This is a genomic window from Natronorubrum texcoconense (assembly GCF_900100335.1).
In the GTDB taxonomy this organism is placed as follows: domain Archaea; phylum Halobacteriota; class Halobacteria; order Halobacteriales; family Natrialbaceae; genus Natronorubrum; species Natronorubrum texcoconense.
Window position 1 is genome coordinate 189,849 of the sequence record NZ_FNFE01000004.1, and the last position, 24,097, is coordinate 213,945.

The window sequence follows — 24,097 nt, forward strand, 5'->3', positions numbered from 1 at the left end:
TCGTCACGAGAGTTGCCGATCGAACTGGGCTTTCTTTCGACACGCTACTGCACCTCGCCACCGTCGTCGCTGTCGTCGTAGCCCGCCACGACCGTCGACCCCGGCGGGCGGTCGTTCAGGGTCGCGGTTACCGTCGTCTCCTCGAGATCGACGGTCGACTCGAGGGGGTCCCAGCCGTCCTCGCCGTCGACGGCGACGGCGACGTCGGTCGGACTCGCACCCGGTGGCAGCTTCGAGGGGTCGTAGACGAGCGCAATTCGGACTGCCTCGACGGCCTTCAGTTCCTCGAGACCGACGAGTTCGACGGGGTCCGCGAGCGCGTCCACCGGCGGCTCGCGGCCGCTCTTCTCGAGACCGAACTCGTCTGGGACGACGCCCGCGACGACGGCGACGCGGGCGCCCGCGTGCTCGAGCGTGAACTCTGCGACGTTGCTGGAATCGTACCCGGGAATGGCCATACCCGTAGCGACGGCCCAGAGACATATGGCCCTGTAGCGTGCGTTCGCCGGCCGGCGGTTACGCGATTTGCCGGACGGCCGGCCACCAATCACCGATTGCCGCCGATCGCGTTTATATGCGTGCGTCGAGCCGAGACGAACGCTTTTATCGCAGCGGGAACCAATCATTCACCGTGTCCGAAACAGCCGGGTACATGCGCTTTTTCCCGTACGAACAGCCGTACGAGAATCAGCGCGAGGCGATGGACCGCATCCACAACTCGCTGCAGCGAGGCCAGGACGTGCTCTTCGAGGGCGCCTGCGGGACCGGCAAGACGCTCTCCTCGCTCGTCCCCGCCCTGGAGGTGGCCCGCGAGCACGACAAGACGGTCGTCATCACGACCAACGTCCACCAGCAGATGCGCCAGTTCGTCGCCGAGGCCCGGGCGATCACCCGCGAAGAGGACATTCGTGCGGTCGTCTTCAAGGGAAAGTCGTCGATGTGTCACATCGACGTCGGCTACGAGGAGTGTCAGGCCCTGCGGGACAACACCCGCGCGGTCGTCGACACCGAACGCGACAAGCGACAACTCGAGCGTCGCCAGCGCGAGCTCTTGTCCGAGAGCCAGGAGGGCGACGGCGGCGCGGCGGACGCTCGCAGCGCCGTCATGGACGAACTCGAGAACATCGAAGAGCGACTCGAGGATCTCGAAGAGCAGAACGTCTGTGACTACTACCGGAACAACCTGACCGAGGATACGGACGACTTCTTCGCGTGGCTCTTCGAGGACGTCCGCACCCCCGACGAGATCTACGAGCACGCGGAGTCCCAGGAGTTCTGCGGCTACGAACTGCTCAAGGAGGGGATCGAGGGCGTCGATCTGGTCGTCTGTAACTACCACCACCTGCTCGATTCCACGATACGGGAACAGTTCTTCCGCTGGCTGGGCCGAGAGCCCGAGGACGTCATCGCCGTCTTCGACGAGGCCCACAACGTCGAGGACGCCGCCCGCGAGCACGCCACGCGAACGTGTTCCGAGCGTACCTTCGACTCGGCGCTCGACGAACTGGCCGACGCCGACGATCCGCGCTCGGAGGACGCCGCGAACGCCCTCTCGGCGTTCCACCGCGCGCTCGTCGAGACCTACGAGGACTCCTTCGGCTTCGGCGACCGGGAGGCGATCGACGAGAACTGGACGGACGTCTCCATCGCGAACGAGAACCGGAAGGACGACCTCACGCTCGAGTTCCTCCAGCGCTACTCCGGCCGGGGGATCCAAGACGACCTCGAGGCCGCGATGAAACTCGGCCAGGAGTTAGACGAGCAGTACGAGGAGGCCTACCGCGAGGGCGAGACGGCCACCCGGACGGAGTGTCAGACCTTACAGGCCGCCGCGTTCGTCAGCGCGTGGATGAACGAGGGGTCGAAGGAGGGGCTCTACCCCGTCGTCGCCGTCACCCGCGACGCCGGCACCGACGAGGTGTACGGCCGCGCGGAACTGTACTCCTGTCTGCCGCGACAGGTGACCGGCCGGCTGTTCGACGAGGTGTACGCGACCGTCCTGATGAGCGCGACGCTCCAGCCGTTCGACGTCACCGAGAGCGTGTTGGGGCTCGAGGACCCGGTGACGATGGCCTACGGGTTGCAGTTCCCCGAGGAGCGGCGGCGGACGTACGCCGTCGAGACGCCGGCGCTGTTCTCGTCGGACCGGGACGACCCCGCCGTCCAGGAGGAGGTCGCCGAGACGATTCACGATACCGTCCGGATGACCCCCGGAAACACGCTCGCGTTCTTCCCCAACTACGGCGAGGCGAGTCGGTACGCGGAGCGAGTCGACGAGCGCTCCGAGAAGACGGTCTACCTCGACGAACCGGGGACGTCCGTCGAGGAGCTACGCCAGCAGTTCGTCGCGGACGACGGCGCGGTGCTGTGTACGTCGCTGTGGGGCACCCTCGCTGAGGGGGTCAGCTTCGACGGCGACGACGCCCACACGGTCCTCGTCGTCGGCGTTCCCTACCCCCATCTAGATGACCGGGCCGAAGCGGTTCAGGAGGCCTACGACGCGGCCTTCGAGGGAACCGAGACGGGCTGGCGCTACGCCGTCGAGATTCCGACGGTTCGCAAAACGAGACAGGCGTTGGGTCGAGTCATCCGGTCGCCGGAGGACGTCGGCGTCCGCGCGCTGCTCGACCGACGCTACTCGCGGTCGGCCAAATCAGATCTCGGCAGATACAGCGTCAACAGCACGTTCCCGCACGAGGAGCGCGAGGAACTGATCGACATCGCGCCCGAGAAACTCAAGTTCGCGATGCTCAACTTCTACGGCGATTTCGACGCCTACGACGGCGAGACGCCCGCGCCGTAGCTCCTGCCTCGAGAACTACGCACCCGTCTCACTCGACCGGTTCGACCGTCACCTCGGCGACGCCGTTCGTCACGGTGACGACGTGAGCGCCGTCGGATTCGATCGTCACGTCGTAGCTGTCGCTCTCTTCGATCGATCGCGCGTCGAGGGGGCCCTCGCCGACCTCGGCGACCTGTACGCTGACCGCGTTCCCCTCGTTGATCTCCTGGACGGTGACCGAGACGGCGAGTTCGTCGCCGGCGTCGGCGCCGAACTCCGCCGGTTCCTCGTCCTGAAGCGTGTCGTCGACGTAGCCGTCGTCCATTAGACCGGTCACTTCGCTACAGCCAGCCAGTAACGCCGCCGTCGAACCCGCGAGAACTGCCCGTCGGTACATGGCTCGAGGTACTCAAACTGTCGAGTAATAGCTCCCGGACGACTCACGGTTCGATTCCGGCGATGAGTCCGCGTCGGGCTGCTGGCGAGTTCGATCAAGCCGGCAACGAGACGCGGCTCACCGGCAACTTGTACGTACCGTCCCAGAATTCGAGTTCGCTGACGGTCCACGTGATCGGTTCGATCTCCCGGTCGGCGAGGCGTTTCGCGGTCTCGAGGTCGCCGCCGCGGGCCAGCGTGACGTGGGGGACGTAGTCGGCTCCCTCGAGCCCCTCGACGGTGTCGAAGGTCTCGGTGAGGGTCGCGTGGATCGACTCGAGGCCGGGGCTCTCGACGGCGAGGTAGACGACGGGAGCGGAACCGAGCGGCGGATCTTCGAAGTAGTCGATACCCGTTATCTGGGCTTCGACAGCGGGGCTCCCCTCGAGCGCGCGGTGGGCGCGGTGCTGTAACTGGGCGACGTGATCGGCGTCGCCGAGGCGTTTGAGCAGACAGGAGTGGTCTTCGCGGACGCTGTCGAAACCGACGAGTTCCGGGTAGAGCTCGTTGGCGATCGTTCGAACGCGTCCGGGGACCGGGACGTTGACGCTGTACACTACGGCGCTCGTAGGGGTGTGCAACCTATCAGTGTGGCGTTTCGCTAGATGCGGTCGAGCAGCCAGAGACCGATCACGAGCAGGATGGCGATCATAAGCAGCGGCTGGAGAAGCCCGAGGAGCCCGCTGATGATCGTACTCAGAATGTTGATGACCAGCAGGACGGCGACCAGTGCGAGGACGATTTTCAGGAGGGTTTCGACCTCGAGTTTGCCACGAGTTCCGTGCATACAGTCTGCTACGGACGAACGTTTCAAAAATACATCGCTGTCGTCGTCGGAAAGACCTATTTGGACGGCTACGACAGTTCATGGTAATGGATTCGAAGGGGCTTTGGGCCCTGCTCTGGGTGCTCGTGGTCGTCGGGTGTGCGGTCGCGTTGCTGCCGGTTGCGTCGGTCGGCGCGGTCGCCGACGCTGGAGCCACAGGCGCGACGGTTCAGGAGGACGAGGAGCCGGCCGAGCGCGAGGAACTCGACGAGGCGGACGAGGTGCACATCGCCGTCTCCCTCACCGAGAACGGATCGGCGACGTTCGAGGTTGACTATCGGTATTTCCTCGGGAACGAGAACAACACCGAAGCGGAGTGGGACGAGTTAACGGACGAGATCGAAGCGGACCGCGAGGCGTTCGCCGCGGCGGAGATGGACGACTGGGACGAGATCCGCGCCGACGGAGAGAACGCGACGGAACGGGAGATGAATCTCTCGAACGCCAGCATTTCGATCGACGAAAGCACCGCGCCGCGCCACATCGGTCACGTCCAATTTACGTTCGAGTGGTCGTCGTTCGCCAGCGTCGTGATGAACGAGATCACGGCAGGTGACGCGCTCTCGGGCTTTACGCTCGTCGACGGCACGACGCTACAGATTACCGGCCCCGAGGGCTACGCCGTCCACGATCACGAACCGACGGCTGACAACACCGAACCGAACGCGGTCTACTGGGACGGCGCCGGGACCGAGTTCAACGACGATCAGCCGCGGGTCGTCTTCATCGAGAACGGTGATTCGGGCGCGGAGGTGACCGAACCCGACGATGGACTGCCGACGACGTGGCTCGCCGTACTGGCTGCACTCGGGCTGCTCGCTACCGGGGCGGTGATCGGCTGGTGGCTCAGACACGGCCGGGACGGCAAACCGGCTCCCAGTGGTGACGTCACCGCGCCGCCGCCGTCGAACGGGGCGCCCGCGTCCGGCGCCGCGGCGGGGCCCCCGCCCGAACTCCTCAGCAACGAGGAACGCGTCCTGCGGCTGCTCGAGGAGCGTGGCGGCCGAATCAAACAGCAGGAGGTCGTCGCGGAACTGGACTGGACGGAGGCCAAGACGAGCCAGGTCGTCGGGAGCCTGCGGGAGGACGACGAGATCGAGGTGTTCCGAATCGGCCGGGAGAACGTGCTGTCGCTTCCCGACGAGGACGAGGAGTAGGTGCTATCGCCGCGTTCGCGATCGCCATCGTCGGTCGTTTCGACTTATTGCTACCGATTGAACTCTCGTGATGTGTTATCGTTCGCATCCCTCGCTACCGGTCAGAAAGCCGCAATACTTGCTATTCAGCAGGATTTAATACCGGTGGCGCTCTAGGAGCCACCAATGAGTCTCACCGTCGGTACCACGCTCGCCGCGTTCGGTACCGACGGGACCGTCTCGCCGCGACGACCGCGACGGCGGCGGCCGGGCCTCTGAGCCCGACTACTACTTCACCCTTCGACCCCCGCTTGTTCCATCGTTCACCACTCTAGCAAACCTAGAATTCTCGGTTAGCAGACGCTCTATCGTTAATTTACGCGCATTAAACCAATGTGCTTAAGTCGCTCCTGCCGTTTTCCTCGAGTACGATATGACACGCGTTGCACTCGCGTTCTCGGGTGGGTTGGACACGACCGTCTGTGTCCCGCTGCTCGAGGAAGAATACGGATACGACGACGTCATCGGCGTCACGGTCGACGTCGGTCAGCCGGCTTCCGAATTCGAGGAAGCTGAAGAAACCGCAGAAGCGCTCGGTCTCGAACACTACGTCGTCGACGCGAAGGAGGAATTTGCACAGCTCTGTCTCGACAGCGTTCGCGCGAACGCGACGTATCAGGGCTACCCGCTCGGCACCGCACTCGCCCGCCCCGTGATCGCGAACGCGATTCTCGAGGTTGCGAAGGAACAGGGCTGTACCGGCATCGCCCACGGCTGTACGGGCAAGGGGAACGACCAGCTCCGTTTCGAAGCCGTCTGGCGCGACTCCGACCTTGAGGTTATCGCCCCGGTGCGCGAACTCGGGCTCACGCGCGAGTGGGAGAACGAGTACGCCGCGGAGAAGGACCTGCCAGTCGAAGGTGGCGACGGCGGCAAGTGGTCGGTCGACACCAACCTCTGGAGTCGCTCCGTCGAAGGTTCCGAACTCGAGGACCCCAGCTACGTCCCCGGGGAGGAGATCTACAACTGGACGCAGGCCCCCACCGGCGAGACCCAGGAGATCGAAATCTCCTTCGAGAAGGGCTACCCCGTCGCCGTCGACGGCGTCGAGTACGACCCGATCGAGCTCATCGAGCACTTGAACGGCGTGGCGGGCGCGTACGGCGTCGGCCGCACCGACTCGATGGAAGACCGCATGCTCGGCCTGAAGGTCCGCGAAAACTACGAGCACCCGGCCGCGACGACGCTGCTCAACGCACACGAAGCCCTCGAGGGCCTCGTCCTCACGCAGGAAGAACGCGAGTTCAAGCAGCTGATCGACCAGCGCTGGTCGAAGAAGGGCTACGAGGGCCTGATCGACGCGCCGCTCGTGAAGGCGCTCGAGGCCTTCATCGACGAGACTCAACAGCGCGTCACCGGCACGGTCACGATTCGCTTCGAGGGTGGCCAGGCCCGCGCCGTGGGCCGCGACAGCGAGTACGCCGCCTACTCCGCCGAGCACGCCTCCTTCGACACCGAGACGGTCGGCAAGATCGACCAGGAGGACGCCACGGGCGTCGCGAAGTACCACGGCTTCCAGCGCCGTCTCGCGAACTCGGTGACGGACGCCGAAGACGCTGCAGACGAGGGAGTCGAACTCGCGACCGACGGCAGCGGAACCGACGAGGACGAGTAACCATGACCGAGGAGAGCGCTCACGACGACCTGTCCGAACTCGAGTCCGCAGTCGCAACCGACGGGAGCGGCGAGGGCGTCGTCCGGCGGGACCGGTTCAGCGGCGGCCCCGCCCGGAGCTTCCTCTCCTCGCTCGAGGCCGATCGGCGGATCTTCGAGGCCGACCTCGAGGTCGACCGCGCACACGTCCTGATGCTCGCCGAGCAGGGGATCGTCGAGGACGACGTCGCGGGCGAGATTCTGACGGCCCTCGACGCCATCGAGGTCGACGGCCACGGCTCGCTTCCCGACGGCGAGGACGTCCACGAGGCCATCGAGACGGCCGTTATCCAACGCATCGGCGAGGAGGGCGGCAAGATGCACACCGCGCGCTCGCGCAACGACGAGGTCGCAGCCTGCATCCGCTACCGCCTGCGCGAGGACGTTCTCGACGCGATCGAGACGACGCTCGCGCTGCGCGAGGCGCTGGTGGGTGTCGCCGAGGCGAACGCGGAGACGATCATGCCCGGCTACACCCATCTCCAGCCCGCCCAGCCGATTACGGTCGCCCACTGGGCGTGCTCCTACGAGGGAGCCGTTCGCCGCGATACGGAACGCCTGCTCGAGGCCTACGCCCGAATCAACCAGTCGCCGCTCGGTGGCGCCGCGTTCGCCGGGACGACGTTCGATATCGACCGCGAGCGCACGGCCGAGTTGCTGGGATTCGAGGGGATAGTCGAGAACTCGATGGACGCCTCCTCGAGCCGGGATTTCCTGCTCGAGACGACGCAGGCGCTGTCGACGCACGCGACGACGCTGTCGGGACTTGCGGAGGATCTGATCGTCTTCGCGAACCGCGGCTTCGTCGACCTCGCGGACGACTACTCCTCGACGTCGTCGATCATGCCTCAGAAGAAGAACCCGGACACACTGGAACTCGTCCGCGCGGTCGCGGGCGACGCCGCAGGGTCGGTCCAGGGACTGACGACGACGCTCAAGGGACTGCCGCGCGCGTACAATCGCGATCTCCAGCGGGCGACGACCCACGCCTGGGAGACCGTCGACGCCGTGACGGATGCGAGCGAGGTTGCGGCGGGGGCCGTCGCGACAGCCAACTGGAACGAGGAGGTGCTGGCCGCCGAAGCCGGCGCGGGCTTCTCGACGGCGACCGGCGTCGCCGACCTGCTCGCAGCGAACGGGTTGCCGTTCCGGACGGCCCACGAGATGGTCGCGATCGCCGCAGCAAACGGGGGCGACTACGACGCGATCGAGTCGGCTGCCCGGGAAGTACTGGGAGAGCCGCTCGAGTCGTTCGTCGACCCCGCGGCCGTCGAGGCCGCGCTCGATCCCGTCGAAAGCGTCGCGAGTCGCGACTCGCAGGGTGGACCCGCTCCCGAGGCGGTTGCGGACCAACTCGAGGCGGCCCGCGAGGCGCTGTCGACCGACGAGGAGACGCTCGCGGAGACGAGCGATTCGCTCGAGGCGGCTCACGAGGCGCTCCGCGAGGAGGTGAACGGCTATGTCTGAGGCAGAATACCCGCGGCCGGCACCGCGACCGTCCCCGCGAGGGGACAACACACCGTCTACATGATATGTCAGACAAAATTTGCCGCGAATTCGCCTTTTCATCTGCTTAGCGGACAGTCTGTGTAGTGTAATTTTGCTGTTAAGTTCGAAGGCTTTAAGGGTCATCGGCTCTCAGTTGCAGGTACAATGACCGAATGCGTCGAGTGTGGGGCTGAGGTGTCCCTGCACGACGATCTGGAAGTTGGAGAGATCGTTGACTGTACGACCTGTGGAGCAGAGCTAGAAGTCGTCGACACTGAGCCGCCAGTCCTCGAGCGAGCCCCGGAGCTCGAAGAGGACTGGGGTGAGTGACCTTGCAAATAGGAATACTCTACTCACGAATCCGCAAAGACGAGAAGCTCCTCCTCAACGAGCTTCGCGAGCGCGACCACGAGATCACCAAGATCGACGTCCGCAAACAGACGTTCGACATCAGCGAGGTCCCCGAGGAGTTCGCGGACCTCGACATCGTCGTCGACCGCTGTCTCGCCACGAGCCGAAGCCTGTACGCCACGCAGTTCTTCGAGGCCTACGGCATCCCCGTGGTCAACAGCCACGAGACCGCCGACATCTGTGCGGACAAAGTGAAGAACAGCTTAGCGCTCGAGAAAGCCGGCGTCCCCACGCCTGCGACGAAAGTTGCATTCACCAAGGAGACCGCGATGGAAGCCATCGAGGACTTCGGCTACCCCTGCGTCCTCAAACCCGTCGTCGGGTCCTGGGGTCGCCTGATGGCCAAAATCGACTCGCCCGACGCTGCGGAGGCGATTCTGGAGCACAAGGCGACGCTGGGCCACTACGAGCACAAGGTGTTCTACGTCCAGGAGTTCGTCGACAAACCCGGCCGCGACATCCGCGTGCTCGCGACCGACGGCGAACCGATCGCCGGCATGGTCCGTTCCTCGGACCACTGGATCACGAACGCCGCGAAAGGCGCGGAGACGGACGTCTTCGAGCCCGACGAGGAAGCGAAAGAGTTGGTGAAAAAGGCCAGCGATGCCGTCGGCGGCGGCCTGCTCGGGATCGACCTGATGGAGACTGAGGACGGATACACCGTCCACGAGGTCAACCACACCGTCGAGTTCAAAGCGCTCGACGGCGCCGTCGACACCGACATCGCCGGCACCGTCGTCGACTGGCTCGAGTCGAAAGCGGCCGCCGAGACCGACGACGAACTCGAGGTGACCGTCTGATGGCGGTCGGCACCGAGACCGGCGCCGACGCGAACGCCGAGACGGTCACCGCGAGCGTCATCGGCGGGAGCGGATTCACGGGCGGCGAACTCCTGCGACTGCTCGCCGGCCATCCGAACTTCGAGATCACGGAAGTCACCAGCCGCTCGAAGGCCGGCAAGAGCGTCGGCTCCGTCCATCCGCCGCTTCGCGGCTCGGACCTGCGCTTTACCGAACCCGAGGATCTCGAGTCCGTCGACGTCCTGTTCGCTGCGACGCCACACGGCGTCTCGATGGGCCAGATCGACGAGTTCTTCGAGATCGCCGACACCGTCGTCGATCTCTCTGCCGACTTCCGTCTGAACACGGAAGCGCAGTACGAGGAGTGGTACGACGGCCACGACGCGCCGGAGTACCTCGAAAAGGCCGAGTACGCCCTGCCCGAGATCAACCGCGAGAACCTCTCGGGTGCGGGCCTGATCGCCGGCGGCGGCTGTAACGCCACCGCGACGATTCTGGGTCTGTACCCGCTGTTCGAGCACGGCATTCTCGAGGGTGGAGAACAAGTCGTCGTCGACGTCAAAGTCGGCTCCTCCGAGGGAGGTGCCGGCGGCGGCGAGGCCTCGAGCCACCCCGAGCGCTCGGGCGTCGTGCGTCCCTACGCGCCGACGGGACACCGCCACGAGGCCGAAATCGAGCAGTTCCTCGGCACGAGCGTCGCGTTCACCTGCCACGCCGTGGATATGATCCGCGGCGCGAGCGCGACGAGTCACGTCTTCCCGAGCGGCCCCGTCTCGAAGGGCGACCTCTGGAAGGCCTACCGCGGCTGCTACGAGGACGAGCCGTTCGTCCGCATGGCCGCCGGTGGCTCCGGGGTCTATCGCTACCCCGAACCGAAGGCCGTCGCGGGGACGAACCTCGCCGAAGTCGGCTTCGAACTCGATCCCTCGAACAAGCGCATCGTCGTCTTCTCCGCCATCGACAACATGATGAAAGGCTCGGCGGGACAGGCGGTCCACGCCGCCAACATCGCGCTGGGGCTCGAGGAGACGGCCGGACTCGAATTTACGGGGCTCCATCCCGTGGGGGCACCGTAAATGACTACGCCAAGACGTTCCTGCTCGCATTGCTGTGCGGGCTGCGACTTGTCTAGTCACACTCGCCACCGGAGGTGGCTCGCGTGACGACCGTGGTCAAGATCGGCGGCGCGCGCGCCGTCGACCCCGAAGGGGCACTCGCGGACGTCGCGAGCCTCGTCGAAGACGGCGAAGATGTCGTCCTCACCCACGGGGGATCGACCGCCGTCGACGAGACCTTAGAGGAACTCGGCGAGGAGCCCACCTACGTCGAGACCCCCGGCGGCGTCGTCGGACGCTTCACCGACGAGGACACGATGGACGTCTTCAAGATGGTGATGCCGGGCAAGCTCAACACGGATCTCGTGGAGAGCCTGCAGACCCTCGAGGTGAATGCGGTCGGACTCTCGGGCACCGACGGCAAACTGCTCGAAGGGAAACGCAAGTCCGCCGTCCGCGTGAAAGAAGACGGCAAGAAGAAGATCAAGCGCGGCGACCACTCGGGCAAGATCGAGTCCGTGAACGCGGACCTGCTCGAGACCGTCCTCGCGGGCGGCTACACGCCCGTCGTCTCCGTCCCGATGCTGGGCAAGGAGAAGTCGGGCGGCTACACGGCGGTCAACGCCGACGCCGACCGCGCCGCCGCGGCGATTGCAGGCGCACTCGACGCGGACCTGGTGCTTCTCACGGACGTCTCGGGAATTTACGAGGATCCCGACGACGAGTCGACGAAGATCGATTCGGCGTCCACGCCCGAGGAGTTCTCCGCGGTCAAATCCGCCGCTGAAGGGTTCATGACCAAGAAGGTCATGGCCGCCGAGGAGGCCCTCGAGGGTGGCGCGTCGTCCGTTATCGTCGCGACGGCGAACGCCGACGCACCGATCACGAGCGCGCTCGCGGGCGAGGGGACGACCCTCGAACCCGGCGTGCTCGAGACGGAGGACGAAACGGCACAGGAGGCCGCCAAATGAGCGACCACGACTTCATCTCCGGCAGCAAGCCGATCGGTATCGAACGCGGCGAGGGCCCGTACCTCTACACCGCAGACGGCACGGAGTACCTCGACGCCGGCGCGAGTTTCGCGTGCACGCCGCTGGGTCACAGCCACCCCGCGGTCGTCGAGGCCGTCCAGGAGCAGGTCGGCAAGCTGACGTTCGTCGACTCCTCCTATCCCGTGCAGTCCCGGGAGGACGCCTACGCCGCGCTCGTCGCGGCGACGCCCGACGGACTCGAGTCCGCCTGGTTCTGTAACTCCGGGACCGAGGCTAACGAGGCCGCGCTGAAGTTCGCCCGCTCGGCGACCGGCGAGTCGAAGATCATCGCGGCGACCCGTTCGTTCCACGGCCGGACGATGGGCTCGCTCGCGGCGACCTGGAAAGACAAGTACAAGGAGCCGTTCGAGCCCCTCGCCGGCGACGTGGAGTTCGTCCCCTACGGCGATAGCGAGGAACTCGCGGCCGCCGTGGACGACGGAACCGCAGCCGTCATCCTCGAGCCGATCCAGGGCGAAGGCGGGATCAACGTCCCGCCCGCGGGCTACCTCGAGACCGCTCGCGAACTGACCGACGAAACCGGTGCGGCGCTCGTCTTCGACGAGGTCCAGACCGGCATGGGCCGGACGGGCGAGATGTGGGCCTGCCAGCGCGCGGGCGTCACGCCCGACGTGCTCACGACGGCGAAGGGCCTGGGCAACGGCCTGCCCGTCGGTGCCGTCGCCGTGCAGGACTGGATCGCCGACGGCGCGGCCTCGCACAACGCCACGTTCAGCGGCGGTCCCGTCGTCTCCGCGGCCGTCCACGCGACCGTCTCGACGCTCGTCGAGGAGGAGTGGCCCGCCCACGCCGCCGAGATGGGCGACTATCTCACGGCGGAACTCGAGGCCGCACTCGGCGACGCAGTGCGCGAGGTCCGCGGTGACGGTCTGCTCATCGGTGTCGAGCTCAAACGCGGCGCGAACCGCGTCGCTCGCGACCTGGCGATGGATCACCAGATTCTGGCGCTTCCGGCTGGTCGAACCGTCCTGCGTCTGCTCCCGCCGCTCGTGATCGACGAGGCGGAGGCCGATCAACTCGTGGACGCACTGACCGAGATCGTCGCCCCCGAGGCGAGTGCCGAATCATGAGTGCAGCCATGGAAGACACGACCGACGTCTCGCTCGAGGACGCGCGCCAACTCCTGATCGACCTCGTGTCGATTCCGTCGCCCTCGAGCGACGAGGCGGAGGCCGCGGAGCGACTCGTCGACTTCTTCGACGCTTACGGCCGCGAGGCGTGGATCGACGAGGTCGGCAACGTTCGCGCACCCGCGGACGACGCCGTCCTCCTGACCTCTCACGTCGACACCGTGCCCGGCGAGATTCCGGTCGAGGTAACGTCGGCCGACGAGACCGACGTCGAGCGGGAGGTCGCCGAAGAGACCGGCGAGGATATCCTCTGGGGCCGCGGCAGCGTCGACGCCACCGGCCCGCTGGCCGCGATGGCAGCCGCCGCCGTCCGCACGGGCGTCTCCTTCGTCGGCGTCGTCGGCGAGGAGACGAACTCGCGCGGTGCGCGCCATCTCGTCGAGGATCGCGAGGAACCCCGCGCCGTCGTCAACGGCGAGCCAAGCGGTGCGACGGGCATCACGCTCGGCTACCGCGGATTTTTAGCAGGCACCTACGTCGCGACCAGCGAGTCCGGCCACACCTCGCGTCCCGAACCGAACGCGATCCAGCACGCGACCAACTGGTGGTCAGGGGTCGAAGACGCTTTCGAGGACGACGAGTACACGGCCGTCTTCGAGCGCGTCACCGCCAAACCCGTCGACATGAACGGCGGGATCAGCGACGACGGGCTCTCGGTCGAAGCGACGCTCGACGTGCAACTGCGGATCCCGCCGTCGCTGGACGCCGAAACGGTCCGCGAGACCGCCGAAGCCGGTCTCGAGATCGGGACCGTCTCCTGGGCCGAGCCGATTCCGCCGGTGATGGAGAGCCCACGGACCGAGGTCGCCCGGGCGTTCCGCGCGGCGATCCGGAAGGGGGGCAGCGATCCGCGGCTCCTGCGCAAGACCGGTACCAGCGACATGAACCTCTACGCCGGCGTCTGGGACTGTCCGATGGTCACCTACGGCCCCGGCAACTCCGACCTCGATCACGCGCCGGACGAACGCCTCTCGCTCGTCGAGTTCGATCGCTCGGTCGAGGTCTTAGAACGCGTCGCGACGACGCTCCGCGGAGGTGACGACTGATGTCGGGCGACGCCGACGTCCGTCACTTCCTCGAGATCGACGATCTCTCGGCGGCCGAACTCGAGTCGGTCCTCGACCGTGCGGAGACGTACAAACAGGCCCAGCAACGAGGCGAGGAGCATCCCGATCTGGACGGCCAGACGCTGGGGATGATCTTCCAGAAGCCGAGTACGCGCACCCGCGTCTCCTTCGAGACCGGGATGACCCAGCTCGGCGGCCACGCCGTCTTCCTCGGCGAGGACGACATCCAACTGGGCCGCGGCGAGCCGCTGAAAGACACCTCGCGAACCCTCTCGCGGTACGTCGACGCCGTGATGGCTCGCGTCTTCAAACACGAGAACATCGAGGTGTTCGCGGAGTACGCCTCGGTTCCGGTCGTCAACGGGCTCACCGACGACGCCCACCCCTGTCAGACGCTCGCCGATCTGTTGACGATCCGCGAGGAAGAGGGTGGGTTCGAAGACGTTTCCGCGGCTTGGATCGGCGACGGCAACAACGTCGCCCAGTCGTTCGTGCTGGGCTGTGCCATCGCCGGAATCGATCTGACGGTCGCCACGCCCGACGGGTACGGGATCGACGACGACGTACTGGAGGGCGCTCGAGACCTCGGCGGCGATCCGACGGTGACGACCGATCCGGTCGAGGCCGTCTCCGATGTCGACGTCGTCTACACCGACGTCTGGACCAGCATGGGCCAGGAGGACGAGTACGACGTCCGAATGGACGCCTTCGAGGGCTTTCAGGTTCGCTCGGAGCTACTCGAGCACGCGCCGGACGCGTCGGTCATGCACTGTCTGCCCGCCCACCGCGGCGAGGAGATTACCGACAATGTCATCGAGAGCGACCGATCGATCGTCTTCGACCAGGCGGAGAATCGGTTGCACGCCCAGAAGGCGCTGTTGAGCTGGCTGCTCGAGTGACCGATCGCGCATCACTTTTCTGCGGTTGAGCTTCAGTATTCCCCTCGAGTCGCGGACGCGAAGTCATCGCATCGGCGGCCGTCGACGCTCGGCGGCCACCCCCTCCGTCGGTACGTGCCCCCTTCCGGTCGATAATCCGAACATTATTCGAGTAAATACGGTATTGTCCCTCGACAGGTCCGGTAGACGCTATGAACTATCTCCTGTGGTTATATGTGGCGTTCAAATCGTTCCGAGCGGGAGATGTCGTTCAGAGTACTGCTCGCCACGCTGATCATGCTGCTCGGGCCGGCGGCCCTGCTGGCACTGCATCTGTCGTGAGCGAGTGCGGGGGATGGTGAACAGGCGATAGACTGCGCGGATCGACCGAGGCGCTCGTTTTTGGCCGTTCCGTCGACGAGTTCGGAGCTGCGAGACCGCCGAACCCACGTGCTTTTTCTCCCTCGCCCCCCTCTCGGCCGATAATGAGTCTCAGTCTCTCCGCCGACCAGCCGGCAGCGCCCGACGACGCCGACGACGGCGTCTGGCTCGAGTGTATCGAGTGCGGCGAAACGTTCGCTCCGTTCGACGACATCCGTTACACCTGCGACGAGTGTGACGGGCTGCTCGAGGTCCGCTACGACGAGCTGCCGACGTTCGACGACTTCGAGGGACAGGGCGTCTGGCGCTACGCCGCCGCCCTGCCGTTCGACTCCGGCGTCTCGATTCAGGAGGGCGCGACGCCCCTGTACGAGGTGCCCAGCCTCGAGGAGGATATCGGCGTCGAGGCGCTGCGAATCAAACACGAGGGGATGAACCCGACGGGTTCGTTCAAGGACCGCGGGATGACCGTCGGCGTCCGGGTCGCCAAGGAACTCGGCGTCGACCGGCTGGCCTGCGCCTCGACGGGCAACACGAGCGCAGCCCTCGCGGCCTACGGCTCCCGCGGCGGGATGGAGACGCTCGTGCTCCTTCCCGCGGGGAAGGTCGCGGCGGGGAAGATCGCCCAAGCGAGTCTCCACGGCGCTCGCATCCTCGAGGTCGACGGGAACTTCGACGCCTGCCTCGACATCGTCCAGGAGCTGGCCGGCCAGGGCGAGGCCTACCTGCTGAACTCGCTGAATCCGTTCCGACTCGAGGGCCAGAAGACGATCGGCCTCGAAATCCTCGAGGGTTTCCTCGCCGACTACGACACCGTTCCGGACCGAATCGTGCTGCCCGTGGGCAACGCCGGGAACACCTCGGCGCTGTACAAGGCCTTCCGCGAACTCGTTCAGGCGGGCGAACTCGCGGAGGATGACGTGCCCAAACTGACGGGTGTCCAGGCCGAAGGCGCAGCGCCGATGGTCGAAGCGATCGAAAACGGCGCGGACGAAGTGACGCGCTGGGAGGAGGTCGAGACGCGCGCGACGGCGATCCGAATCGGGAACCCGGTCAACGCACCGAAGGCATTGCCCGGCATCCGCGAGACCGGCGGCACCGCCGTCGCGGTCTCCGACGAGGAGATCACCGAGGCCCAACGGGACGTCGCCAGTGAGGGAATCGGTGTCGAACCCGCCTCTGCGGCCTCCATTGCAGGCCTGCGGAAGCTCCGGCGCGAGGGGATCGTCGACGACGACGAGCGCGTCGCCTGCCTGACGACCGGTCACCTGCTCAAGGACCCCGACGCCGCGGCAGCAGCGGGTGCCGATCCCGAACCGGTGCCGAACGATCTCGAGGGCGTGCTCGCGAGCCTCGCGAGCGAGGGCTCGTCGGAGCGGTAGATCCGACGGCGTGCTCGAGCATCTCCGGAACTAACTGACTGTGTCATTCAGGCGCACGACCTGCGTCAGACGCGTCTGACGGCCGACTGACTGAGCTTTTTCCGGCCTGCGTGCGAAGCCGTATCCATGTCCGTCGAGCACCGACCTCCCGCCGGAACGTCCCCCACTGACGAACTCGTGGCAGCGCGAGGACGATCGCCCTCCGAGCGAACGGCTGATTCCGTGTCCAGCCATCCCTCGAGCGTGGGGGGAACTGATCGCACGACGCCCGCGAAGCCACCCCTCCACGCTCGGATCGAACGAACACAGTTGCGCTTGCAGGTCGCAGCACTCGAACGCGCACTCGAGACGAGCGAGCGCCGACGACAGACCGTCATCGACCGATACGAGCACCTCCTCGCGGAGCGCGAGGCATCAGCCGACGAGTCGTCGGCGTCGACGGCGCGATCCGGCTCCTCTCTGAAACGACTTCTCGGGTTGTCGCACTGAGCTTCGACGATTCGTCGTTCGACCGAATATCCTGAAACGACTGCACGTTCGACCGGCCGCTTCGCTGCCGTGGGCTCCGACCGTCGACCGGTTGCTCGGCTCCTTCTTACGGATGCACCGAGTTATCGATCGGACGCCGTTCGCGTAATTATTCTCGTTACCCATCCTACATTTTAAATACCATCGCGAACCTCAAATCACATACGGAATGGAAATAACCAATGGTTGATGTTAACTCAACTTCCGACTGTCCCGAATGCGACGGCAGATTACGAACGAGGGGAACTGAAACTATCTGTGAGGACTGCGGACTCGTCTCTGCGGAGGATTCGATCGACCGCGGCCCCGAGTGGCGTTCGTTCGATGAGGAGGAGACCGACCGTCGGCGGACTGGTGCCCCGTTGACTCGCTCGAGACACGACCGTGGGCTCTCGACGGAGATCGGCTACGGCTCCGGCTCGAACGCCGACTACCGGTCTCGACTCACCGGTCGGAAACGACGCCAGATTACCCGGCTTCGCCGAGAACACAATCGTGCTCGAATCTCCACGAAGGCCAAACGCAATCAGGTGTACGGATTCACCGAAATTCAGCGGGTCAACGTCTCGCTGTCGCTTCCCGACTCAGTCAGGGAACAGGCGTGTATCCTGTTCGAATCGGCCCAATCCGAGGGTCTCTTTCCGGGACGGTCACTCGAGGGGTTCGCCGCTGCATCGGTGTATGCGACCTGTCGAACGCAGTCGAATCCGCGAACGATCGCCGAGGTGACGACCGTCGCTCGCGCCAGCGACGACGAACTCACCGTCGCCTACGATGCGCTCAACCGGGAACTCGGGCTGCCTACCGGTCCGATCGATCCGACACAGTATCTGCCACGGTACGCCTCGAAACTCGACCTCGGGACGGCCGTCGAGCGCCGCGCCCACGAGTTTGCGTCCACGTTGCTGCAGAACGGGGCGGTCAGTGGGCGCAACCCCAGCGGCGTCGCGGCGGGCTGTCTCTACGAGGCGGCCGGCGAACGCGAGGAGTGGCCGACGGTCACGCAGGCTGCGGCGGCCGACGTCGCCGACGTTGCACCGGCGACGGTTCGGTCGACCGTACAAACGATCCGAAAGCTGTGACTGACCGCCCTCGAGCGCTATCGTCGACCCCGGCGTCGTCTACAGTCGGTTCGATTACGTCGTTCGGAGGTTGTCCATACTCGGCTCGTAGACCTCACCTTTCTGCTTGAGCTTCTCGATCTCGTGTTCGGCTTTGGACTGGTCCATCCCGATCTCTTCGGCCCGCTCCATGACGATGTCGACCGGCGCCCCGTCGTCGTACTCCTCCTCGATGTCGCTGATGAGCTGTTTGAGGTTCTTGATCCGGTCGCGCTGAGACTTCGAGGTGCCCGCCTCGACGATGTCCGCGTCGAACTCGCCCGTCTCGGGGTCGACCCCGATATCCTGTAGACACGAGCGAACGATCTCGATGACGCGGTTCGCGTCCGACTCTTCGACCGTATCCGAGAGCCGCACCCGAGCGCTGGCCTCCGAGAGACGGACGAGCGCCTCGAGCTTTCGCGCCGTCACCGGGATCGGCGCGTCGTCGTCGGTCCCCTTCGAGCGCAGGTCGACGTAGAAATCTCGGATCGCCTCGCGAGCCACCTCCGTCATCCGCGGATGGCAGTTCTGCTTCGAGTAGGCGATGTACTTCCGCAGGAGGTCGGCATCGATCTCGGGGTCGACCTTCTCGGTCATCTCCTCGATCTCCTCGCTCGAGACGTCCATCGTGTTCATCTGCTTCTGTTGGGTCGTCAACTCGCCGGCGTAGTTGGTGTTGATGATGTGTTCGGCGAGGTTCCGGTCTTTCTCCTCGTCCGGCTCGTCGGTGACGGTGAAGATCAGATCGAATCGGGAGATGAGCGCCGGCTCGAGGTCGATCTGCTCGCTGATCGGCTCGTAGTGGTCGAAGCGACCGTACTTGGGGTTTGCGGCGCCGAGAAGCGAGCAGCGGGACTTGAGGGTGGCGTTGATCCCCGCCTTGGAGACCGAAATTTTCTGCTGCTCGAGGGCTTCGTGCATGGCACTGCGGTCCTCGGAGTTGTGGACGACCATCCCGTTCGCGATGAAGTTGTGCGTTCCTTCGACGGTGAGGTCGTACACGCGAGACAGGTCCCGACGGTCGATTTCTTCGAGAAGTTCTGAGATACTCTGTCGTTTCTCGTCGAGTAATGCTGTGCAGACGGATTGGACAGTTTCGAAGTTGTTGACTTCAACGGTTCCCGAGAACCACCGTGAGACCGTCGAGCCTGCGACCTCCATCTCTTTGGCAACTTGTTGGAACGAAATTCCGTACGCTTCGAGTTGGCCACGGAGCTCATCCCACGTTTCAGCCGGTTCGTCCGTCTCGAGCAAGGACCGTGCTCGCTCTCGAATCGAATCGACGGTGGATGCACCGAGTTCGTCAGCAAGTTGTTGTTCAAGAACCCGAACTCTGGTGTCGGTATGTTCCCGGGAGTCTACCGAGTCTACTGTCTTTACGCGACGCCATTTCACATCGCTCTCAACCAGCGTTCGGAGCGGCTCAAGATTGAGCGAAGCAGGCGTTGTAAGTTGCTCACGAAGTCGGTTCCGAACTCGCTCTCGGAGGTCGGTATCAGTTCCCCATCGAGCGGATAACTGCTGCTGAGAAAGCGACATTTCGGCGGCCAATTCCCGCTGTGAGACGTGGTACTGCTCTCGAAGTTCTGCAAGCCGCTCCCAGGATGTCTCGGAAGCAAGTTCTTTGTGATGGTCGCCGGCCGCCGCTTTTCGCTCCTCGAACGTTTCGAGTATCCTTTTCGAGAGTCGGAGCGATGCGTTTGCATCCCCGTTTTCGAAGTTGCAGTAGGTCGCATCGCTCTCGAGACCGCACTCGGATTGATGCAATCGGAGTGCACCGCGGGCCTGTTCAAATAACTCACCGCATTCGGGCAATACGTCTAAGACAGTTCGGGTGCCCGTCGTCCGTTCGCAAGCCCGTTCCAGAGCATGCTGCTTTCGGCCGAGAGTAAATCCGATGTGTCGCTCGAACGCGTTGAGTGATTGGTCGGACGTAATGGCGAGAATGAACAAATCCCGCTTCTTATCGTGATGCCGGGTCTGGATCTGGCTCGAGATACCGAACTCGAGCAGGAGCATCTTCGTTCCGAGGAGCAGTTCATAGCTCGAGGAATGGATTTTGACGGCTCGTTCATCGACCGTTCCTTCGGAATCTGCGAGAGCGCGAACAAACGCTGCTTTCGTCTCTCGGGATGCGTTGGTTATCGTTTCGGGGAGTCGTTTTCCGTCATACGTCTCGAGGTTCGCTCCCGACTCGAGAAGGTTGTCGACGTACTGTTTTCCGTGGACACGGACCGTTTCGACACCGTCACTCCGTTGCTCGCTGGGGTGACGGACGGCTTCCGTATTGAACGCTACCTCGCAGGCCTCTTCGAAGTCGGTCAGAAGTTCTTCCTCCTTGTTCGTAAAGCGGAATCCATAGCTACCGCCCTTTCGATCGTAGAAGATGTTCCCGTCACCAGCGATATAGCCCAAAATCGCCCCGTGAGCGGCAGTTATGTGATCGACCTCTGGTTCTGCATCGGAGGCTGGTAGTATACTGACTCCGCCGTCCGTAATCTCCGCTGGAATCTTCTCAGGAACATATACCCAGTCGCCTTCGTGAAGATGCTGTGCTTGACGTTCTTTACGCTCTCCATCTTCCAAGATGAAGAACGGATGGTCTGCAGTAGTTGTTAGCTGTTCTCCACTCTCTAACTTGACTCTCCGGAGTTCTCTTGGTGCGTCGTACTCGTGGATCGCGAGAACGTCACGTTTGACCACGTTTCCGTTCTCAGCCATGGTCCATACGTCCATGTCGACGTCTCGAATCGTCCGGCCGTTTTCGTACTCTTCGATCGAACCGCCAGCTATCGCTTCGTGTGCGAGTTCACGAACTGGTTTGATTCCGTTACAAGTATGGACTTGTGTATCTCCCGTGACACACCTCATCTTGTCGAGTTCGTCCACTGCTGCAATGCCCCGATCGGCGAGAACTAGTGCGCCAGCCTCGAGCGTCCACTGCTGCCCGTCACCGAAGTCGTCCCTCACAGCTGCGGCAGTAAGCCCTGCAGAGGATGAACCCTTACCCGACGTATAGACTGCTCGAGGGGCGATATTTTTGATGTAGCCGATCATCTGCGATTTACCCGTACCCGGATCACCGATCAGCAGCATATGCAGGTCGCCACGGATCCTCGAGCCGTCGGGCAACTGCTTTGTCACGCCCGAAAATAGCTGCAAGATCATCGCGAGCTTCTCCTGCTCGTAGCCGTAGATCGAGGGGGCGATGGAGGCGACCATCTGCTCGTAGACGTCGTCCTGGTTGGAGATTTCGTAGATCGCCTTCTTATCGTCGTCGGTGATGTCCATGTCCTCGAACTGCTCTTCGTCGATATCGACGGACATCCCCTCCATGTAGAAGTCGAAGACGGGCGACTTCTCCTGTTGATCGCCCTGTTGCTCGAGTCGCAACACGCCGGTCGCGGAGACGTGGTCGCCGGGGGTGACCTCGCCGGTGATGTCGTCTTCGATGTGGACGTCGAGCGACTGTGGGGTTTCCCCGCCGCGCAACCCTTCGGGGCTCTCCTGCATCCGGAGTTTCTGGGAGTCGACGAACTCCGACTGATCGAAGTTCACCTTGAACGGTCCCTGTCGCTCACAGCCTTGACACTCGTGGGGCTCCTGGAAGTCGCCGCTGGACTGGGGAATCCGCGTCAGGGTGCCACAGAGCTGGCACTCGAAGGCGGCCTCCTCGATCTTCGGGCGGACGTCGGTAGCCTTCCGGACGATGCCGTGGACCTGCACGAGGGAGTTCATATCCCGCGCGCGAATCTCCCGAATTTCGGGGGCCTCCGTCTCGGGGAGCCCTCGAATCCTGACGTGGGCCTGTCCGAGGCTGACGTCGATCGGCAGGTCGTACAGCCGCAGCGCCTCCTCGGCGTAGCGCTGGAGCTGTTCGGGCTGGTTGAGATAGTCGTCCGCGAGATCCGGATCGTACCGGTAGAGGTCCTGCCAGTCGATATGAAGCGAGCGCTGCTCGTTGGGGTATCGTTGCGCAAGCTGCTTGATCTCGTTGTCGTAGTAGTTGCGGAAGAACTGCTCGAATGCGTCGACGAGTTCCGTATTTCCCGCTTGCGCCATTGGACACTCTTAGGTGCGCCATCGGGTATAAATGGTGGCAAAGCGGAGCGAAACTGATCGGCCACGTCTCGAGCCGTCCCGATCGAATCGCCCGCGGGCACCTCAGTCCGGGGGTTCGGCGCCCGTCTCGTTCCGACGGCGGTCGCTCACCTCGAGTGTGAGACGACCGGTAAAACTGAGTCTCCCTTCGAGCCGTGACACCGCGTCCGACAATCGCCGCCAGCGAGCTACTGGGGGCGCACACGCCGCATTCCTGTATTCCTGTGGGCCGCTTCGGCCACGCATATGCTTTCGACTACTGGGTTATGTAGGTGCTGCCAATCTGTTTTGGTCATCACCGGTGACAGTCGGACTGTCGATAATTTCACTCGTGTTCCGCTTCGCCGAGTTCGGTGGAGGCGACGCCGAGCGTCGCGATCGAGCGGATGGCCTCCTCGACGGTGATGTCGACGTCGTAGACGTGCTCGGCTGGCATATGCATCACGAACCCGTTGGTCGTCGGATTCGGGCCAAGCGGGACCATGACGGTCACCATCGTGCCGTCGTCGACGCGCTCTTCGACCACCCTCGGGGTATCCGCGGTGAGAAAGGCCAGCATGTAGGCGTCCCGATGGGGGAACTCGACGAGTTTCACGTCCTTGAACTGCTCCGTATCGTCGTCGAGCAACATGGTACTGGCCCGGCGAACGCTCTCGTAGACCGTGCTGATTCCGGGGATGGTCTCCATCGTCGCGTGAACGCGCCTCGAGATGTACCGACCGGGCGTGTACTCCGCGACGATGCCGATCACGACGAAGAACGCGATCAGCGAGAGGAGCGTCACCAACTGGACGACCGCCGTCGGCGGATCGTTCGGCAGCACGTAGATGATTCCCTGGACGACCGGCGAGAGCACGCCGAGGATGAAATCGACGACGACGAGCAGTATCAGGAGCGTAATCACCAGCGGAATCGCGATCGCGATCCCGTTGATGAGCCAGCGCTTGAAGAGGGTTCTCGGGCCGCCTCGAGGCTCCGGCATGGGTTCTGGGTGAACAGGTGTGGTTATGAAGTCGTTCGGCTTGCAGGGACCGTCGCGTTAGGTGACGGGTTCGTATTTGCGCTCGATCCGTTGTTCGGGTGCTTGCTCGTATATTTCAGCATACTCTGACACAATTGATCTTGAATAACTCTAAAATGGATTTCAAAGTGAATTCGTGAGTCATGAAAGCAATCTATTGACAGCGCTGGCTGACATAAGGTACACTAATGTCAGGATCTACTAGAGTAACGGTCGTCGCAGAAGAATCGAGGGGGCAACAGTTGCTTGCGGAGATCACTCAATCAGAGGTGCAGCTCACAGTTGAAGAAATCGTTCCGCCCTCAGCTATTGAACAACACGACTTCAGCGGGACCTGTTGCGTAATTACAATCGACGATGAGATCGACATGCCAACACAGGAGATCTACGACCATTTTCGGAGTACCCATCCAAACCAGCCTGCCATTCTTATCTCCTCAAATGCGGAAGCCAAACTGATTGAGACCTTACTCGAGGATCCGAACGGTGAGTACGTTTTTCTCTCTGACGAAGGCGCTTCAATGGGACTGGCTTCTGTTCGGTGTAAGAAGCTTCTTGGAGAAATGTGACCACAGTACTTTTATAAAGAGGGGCGACACCCGTCGTGATCGACGCGACGGCCGGGGCGACCTCGCGGGCTATGGGCTGAATATGCACACGGCTGGTACTCGTCTCGTGTTTACATTGGGGAACCGATCTTCGCGACGTCCAACCGCACGAAGTGGTGTCAATCCCGTCTCTCACGCCGTTCTATTCAGACGAAAACCATCTGTACGGTACGGTAAGTCTGCGTGCGTAGTGAATAGCT

At 63.9% G+C, this 24,097-nt stretch carries 21 protein-coding genes; 15 read left to right on the forward strand and 6 right to left on the reverse strand.

What is annotated here, in order from left to right; genetic code table 11:
• Positions 1-44 precede the first annotated feature (44 nt).
• Positions 45-458: a hypothetical protein gene (locus tag BLT08_RS13700; RefSeq protein WP_090308356.1), complete on the reverse strand. Its 414-nt coding sequence runs from the start codon at positions 456-458 to the stop codon at positions 45-47.
• Positions 459-631: 173 nt separating this feature from the next.
• On the opposite strand from BLT08_RS13700, the gene BLT08_RS13705 reads away from it, so the two are divergent.
• On the forward strand, positions 632-2,803 hold the full coding sequence (locus BLT08_RS13705) for an ATP-dependent DNA helicase (protein WP_175529316.1): 2,172 nt from the start codon (positions 632-634) through the stop codon (positions 2,801-2,803).
• Positions 2,804-2,831: 28 nt separating this feature from the next.
• Here BLT08_RS13705 and BLT08_RS13710 read toward each other — a convergent pair whose 3' ends face one another.
• The 3 genes from BLT08_RS13710 to BLT08_RS13720 form a co-directional block, all read right to left on the reverse strand.
• On the reverse strand, positions 2,832-3,179 hold the full coding sequence (locus tag BLT08_RS13710; RefSeq protein ID WP_090308361.1) for a hypothetical protein: 348 nt from the start codon (positions 3,177-3,179) through the stop codon (positions 2,832-2,834).
• Positions 3,180-3,273: 94 nt separating this feature from the next.
• Entirely contained in the window at positions 3,274-3,774 is a 501-nt protein-coding gene (locus tag BLT08_RS13715) for a 2'-5' RNA ligase family protein (RefSeq protein ID WP_090308364.1), read from the reverse strand.
• Between the two features lie 44 nt (positions 3,775-3,818).
• On the reverse strand, positions 3,819-4,004 hold the full coding sequence (locus tag BLT08_RS13720; RefSeq protein WP_090308367.1) for a DUF7554 family protein: 186 nt from the start codon (positions 4,002-4,004) through the stop codon (positions 3,819-3,821).
• A gap of 86 nt (positions 4,005-4,090) precedes the next feature.
• Between BLT08_RS13720 and BLT08_RS13725 the strand changes: the two genes are divergently transcribed.
• The 13 genes from BLT08_RS13725 (at position 4,091) to BLT08_RS13785 (ending at position 18,146) form a co-directional block, all read left to right on the forward strand.
• Positions 4,091-5,200: a helix-turn-helix transcriptional regulator gene (locus BLT08_RS13725; protein ID WP_090308370.1), complete on the forward strand. Its 1,110-nt coding sequence runs from the start codon at positions 4,091-4,093 to the stop codon at positions 5,198-5,200.
• 412 nt (positions 5,201-5,612) lie between these two features.
• Positions 5,613-6,854, forward strand: a complete 1,242-nt coding sequence (locus tag BLT08_RS13730) for an argininosuccinate synthase (protein WP_090308373.1) — start codon at positions 5,613-5,615, stop codon at positions 6,852-6,854.
• A 2-nt stretch (positions 6,855-6,856) separates the two neighbouring features.
• Positions 6,857-8,359 carry an argininosuccinate lyase gene (gene argH, locus BLT08_RS13735; protein ID WP_090308376.1) on the forward strand — a complete coding sequence of 501 codons (1,503 nt, stop codon included), beginning with the start codon at positions 6,857-6,859 and terminating at the stop codon, positions 8,357-8,359.
• 186 nt (positions 8,360-8,545) lie between these two features.
• Positions 8,546-8,710 carry a lysine biosynthesis protein LysW gene (gene lysW / locus BLT08_RS13740; RefSeq protein WP_005554620.1) on the forward strand — a complete coding sequence of 55 codons (165 nt, stop codon included), beginning with the start codon at positions 8,546-8,548 and terminating at the stop codon, positions 8,708-8,710.
• The gene (gene lysX / locus BLT08_RS13745; protein WP_090308379.1) at positions 8,707-9,591 is read left to right on the forward strand and encodes a lysine biosynthesis protein LysX; all 885 of its coding nucleotides are present in this window, start codon (positions 8,707-8,709) and stop codon (positions 9,589-9,591) included. The genes lysW and lysX overlap by 4 nt, the downstream gene beginning before the upstream one ends.
• On the forward strand, positions 9,591-10,667 hold the full coding sequence (argC, locus tag BLT08_RS13750) for an N-acetyl-gamma-glutamyl-phosphate reductase (RefSeq protein WP_090308383.1): 1,077 nt from the start codon (positions 9,591-9,593) through the stop codon (positions 10,665-10,667). The genes lysX and argC overlap by 1 nt, the downstream gene beginning before the upstream one ends.
• Positions 10,668-10,750: 83 nt before the next feature.
• Positions 10,751-11,617 carry an acetylglutamate/acetylaminoadipate kinase gene (locus BLT08_RS13755; RefSeq protein ID WP_090308385.1) on the forward strand — a complete coding sequence of 289 codons (867 nt, stop codon included), beginning with the start codon at positions 10,751-10,753 and terminating at the stop codon, positions 11,615-11,617.
• Positions 11,614-12,768, forward strand: coding sequence for an aspartate aminotransferase family protein (locus BLT08_RS13760; RefSeq protein WP_090308388.1), 1,155 nt, complete (start codon positions 11,614-11,616; stop codon positions 12,766-12,768). The genes BLT08_RS13755 and BLT08_RS13760 overlap by 4 nt, the downstream gene beginning before the upstream one ends.
• Positions 12,765-13,874 carry a [LysW]-lysine hydrolase gene (locus BLT08_RS13765; protein ID WP_175529317.1) on the forward strand — a complete coding sequence of 370 codons (1,110 nt, stop codon included), beginning with the start codon at positions 12,765-12,767 and terminating at the stop codon, positions 13,872-13,874. The genes BLT08_RS13760 and BLT08_RS13765 overlap by 4 nt, the downstream gene beginning before the upstream one ends.
• Entirely contained in the window at positions 13,874-14,794 is a 921-nt protein-coding gene (gene argF, locus BLT08_RS13770; protein WP_090308395.1) for an ornithine carbamoyltransferase, read from the forward strand. The genes BLT08_RS13765 and argF overlap by 1 nt, the downstream gene beginning before the upstream one ends.
• A gap of 464 nt (positions 14,795-15,258) precedes the next feature.
• Positions 15,259-16,536 (forward strand): threonine synthase, encoded by a 1,278-nt coding sequence (gene thrC, locus BLT08_RS13775; protein WP_090308398.1) that lies wholly within the window; start codon positions 15,259-15,261, stop codon positions 16,534-16,536.
• A gap of 243 nt (positions 16,537-16,779) precedes the next feature.
• On the forward strand, positions 16,780-17,025 hold the full coding sequence (locus tag BLT08_RS13780; RefSeq protein ID WP_090308401.1) for a hypothetical protein: 246 nt from the start codon (positions 16,780-16,782) through the stop codon (positions 17,023-17,025).
• Positions 17,026-17,246: 221 nt separating this feature from the next.
• Positions 17,247-18,146, forward strand: coding sequence for a transcription initiation factor IIB (locus BLT08_RS13785; protein ID WP_090308404.1), 900 nt, complete (start codon positions 17,247-17,249; stop codon positions 18,144-18,146).
• Between the two features lie 54 nt (positions 18,147-18,200).
• Here the strand turns inward: BLT08_RS13785 and BLT08_RS13790 are convergent, their stop codons facing one another.
• Together BLT08_RS13790 and BLT08_RS13795 are read right to left on the reverse strand one after the other, a co-directional pair.
• On the reverse strand, positions 18,201-22,229 hold the full coding sequence (locus tag BLT08_RS13790; protein ID WP_090308406.1) for an LAGLIDADG family homing endonuclease: 4,029 nt from the start codon (positions 22,227-22,229) through the stop codon (positions 18,201-18,203).
• Between the two features lie 364 nt (positions 22,230-22,593).
• Positions 22,594-23,250, reverse strand: a complete 657-nt coding sequence (locus tag BLT08_RS13795) for a DUF502 domain-containing protein (RefSeq protein WP_090308409.1) — start codon at positions 23,248-23,250, stop codon at positions 22,594-22,596.
• 227 nt (positions 23,251-23,477) lie between these two features.
• On the opposite strand from BLT08_RS13795, the gene BLT08_RS13800 reads away from it, so the two are divergent.
• On the forward strand, positions 23,478-23,858 hold the full coding sequence (locus BLT08_RS13800; protein ID WP_139171309.1) for a hypothetical protein: 381 nt from the start codon (positions 23,478-23,480) through the stop codon (positions 23,856-23,858).
• Positions 23,859-24,097 lie beyond the last annotated feature (239 nt).

Coding starts and splice junctions, on each gene's coding strand:
- BLT08_RS13800 (WP_139171309.1), top strand. CDS start 23,478: ATGTCAGGATCTACTAGAGTAACGGTCGTCGCAGAAGAATCGAGGGGG.
- BLT08_RS13720 (WP_090308367.1), bottom strand. CDS start 4,004: ATGCACGGAACTCGTGGCAAACTCGAGGTCGAAACCCTCCTGAAAATC.
- BLT08_RS13790 (WP_090308406.1), bottom strand. CDS start 22,229: ATGGCGCAAGCGGGAAATACGGAACTCGTCGACGCATTCGAGCAGTTC.
- lysW (WP_005554620.1), top strand. CDS start 8,546: ATGACCGAATGCGTCGAGTGTGGGGCTGAGGTGTCCCTGCACGACGAT.
- argF (WP_090308395.1), top strand. CDS start 13,874: ATGTCGGGCGACGCCGACGTCCGTCACTTCCTCGAGATCGACGATCTC.
- BLT08_RS13785 (WP_090308404.1), top strand. CDS start 17,247: ATGGTTGATGTTAACTCAACTTCCGACTGTCCCGAATGCGACGGCAGA.
- thrC (WP_090308398.1), top strand. CDS start 15,259: ATGAGTCTCAGTCTCTCCGCCGACCAGCCGGCAGCGCCCGACGACGCC.
- BLT08_RS13795 (WP_090308409.1), bottom strand. CDS start 23,250: ATGCCGGAGCCTCGAGGCGGCCCGAGAACCCTCTTCAAGCGCTGGCTC.
- argH (WP_090308376.1), top strand. CDS start 6,857: ATGACCGAGGAGAGCGCTCACGACGACCTGTCCGAACTCGAGTCCGCA.
- BLT08_RS13700 (WP_090308356.1), bottom strand. CDS start 458: ATGGCCATTCCCGGGTACGATTCCAGCAACGTCGCAGAGTTCACGCTC.
- BLT08_RS13710 (WP_090308361.1), bottom strand. CDS start 3,179: ATGTACCGACGGGCAGTTCTCGCGGGTTCGACGGCGGCGTTACTGGCT.
- BLT08_RS13725 (WP_090308370.1), top strand. CDS start 4,091: ATGGATTCGAAGGGGCTTTGGGCCCTGCTCTGGGTGCTCGTGGTCGTC.
- BLT08_RS13730 (WP_090308373.1), top strand. CDS start 5,613: ATGACACGCGTTGCACTCGCGTTCTCGGGTGGGTTGGACACGACCGTC.
- argC (WP_090308383.1), top strand. CDS start 9,591: ATGGCGGTCGGCACCGAGACCGGCGCCGACGCGAACGCCGAGACGGTC.
- BLT08_RS13765 (WP_175529317.1), top strand. CDS start 12,765: ATGAGTGCAGCCATGGAAGACACGACCGACGTCTCGCTCGAGGACGCG.
- BLT08_RS13760 (WP_090308388.1), top strand. CDS start 11,614: ATGAGCGACCACGACTTCATCTCCGGCAGCAAGCCGATCGGTATCGAA.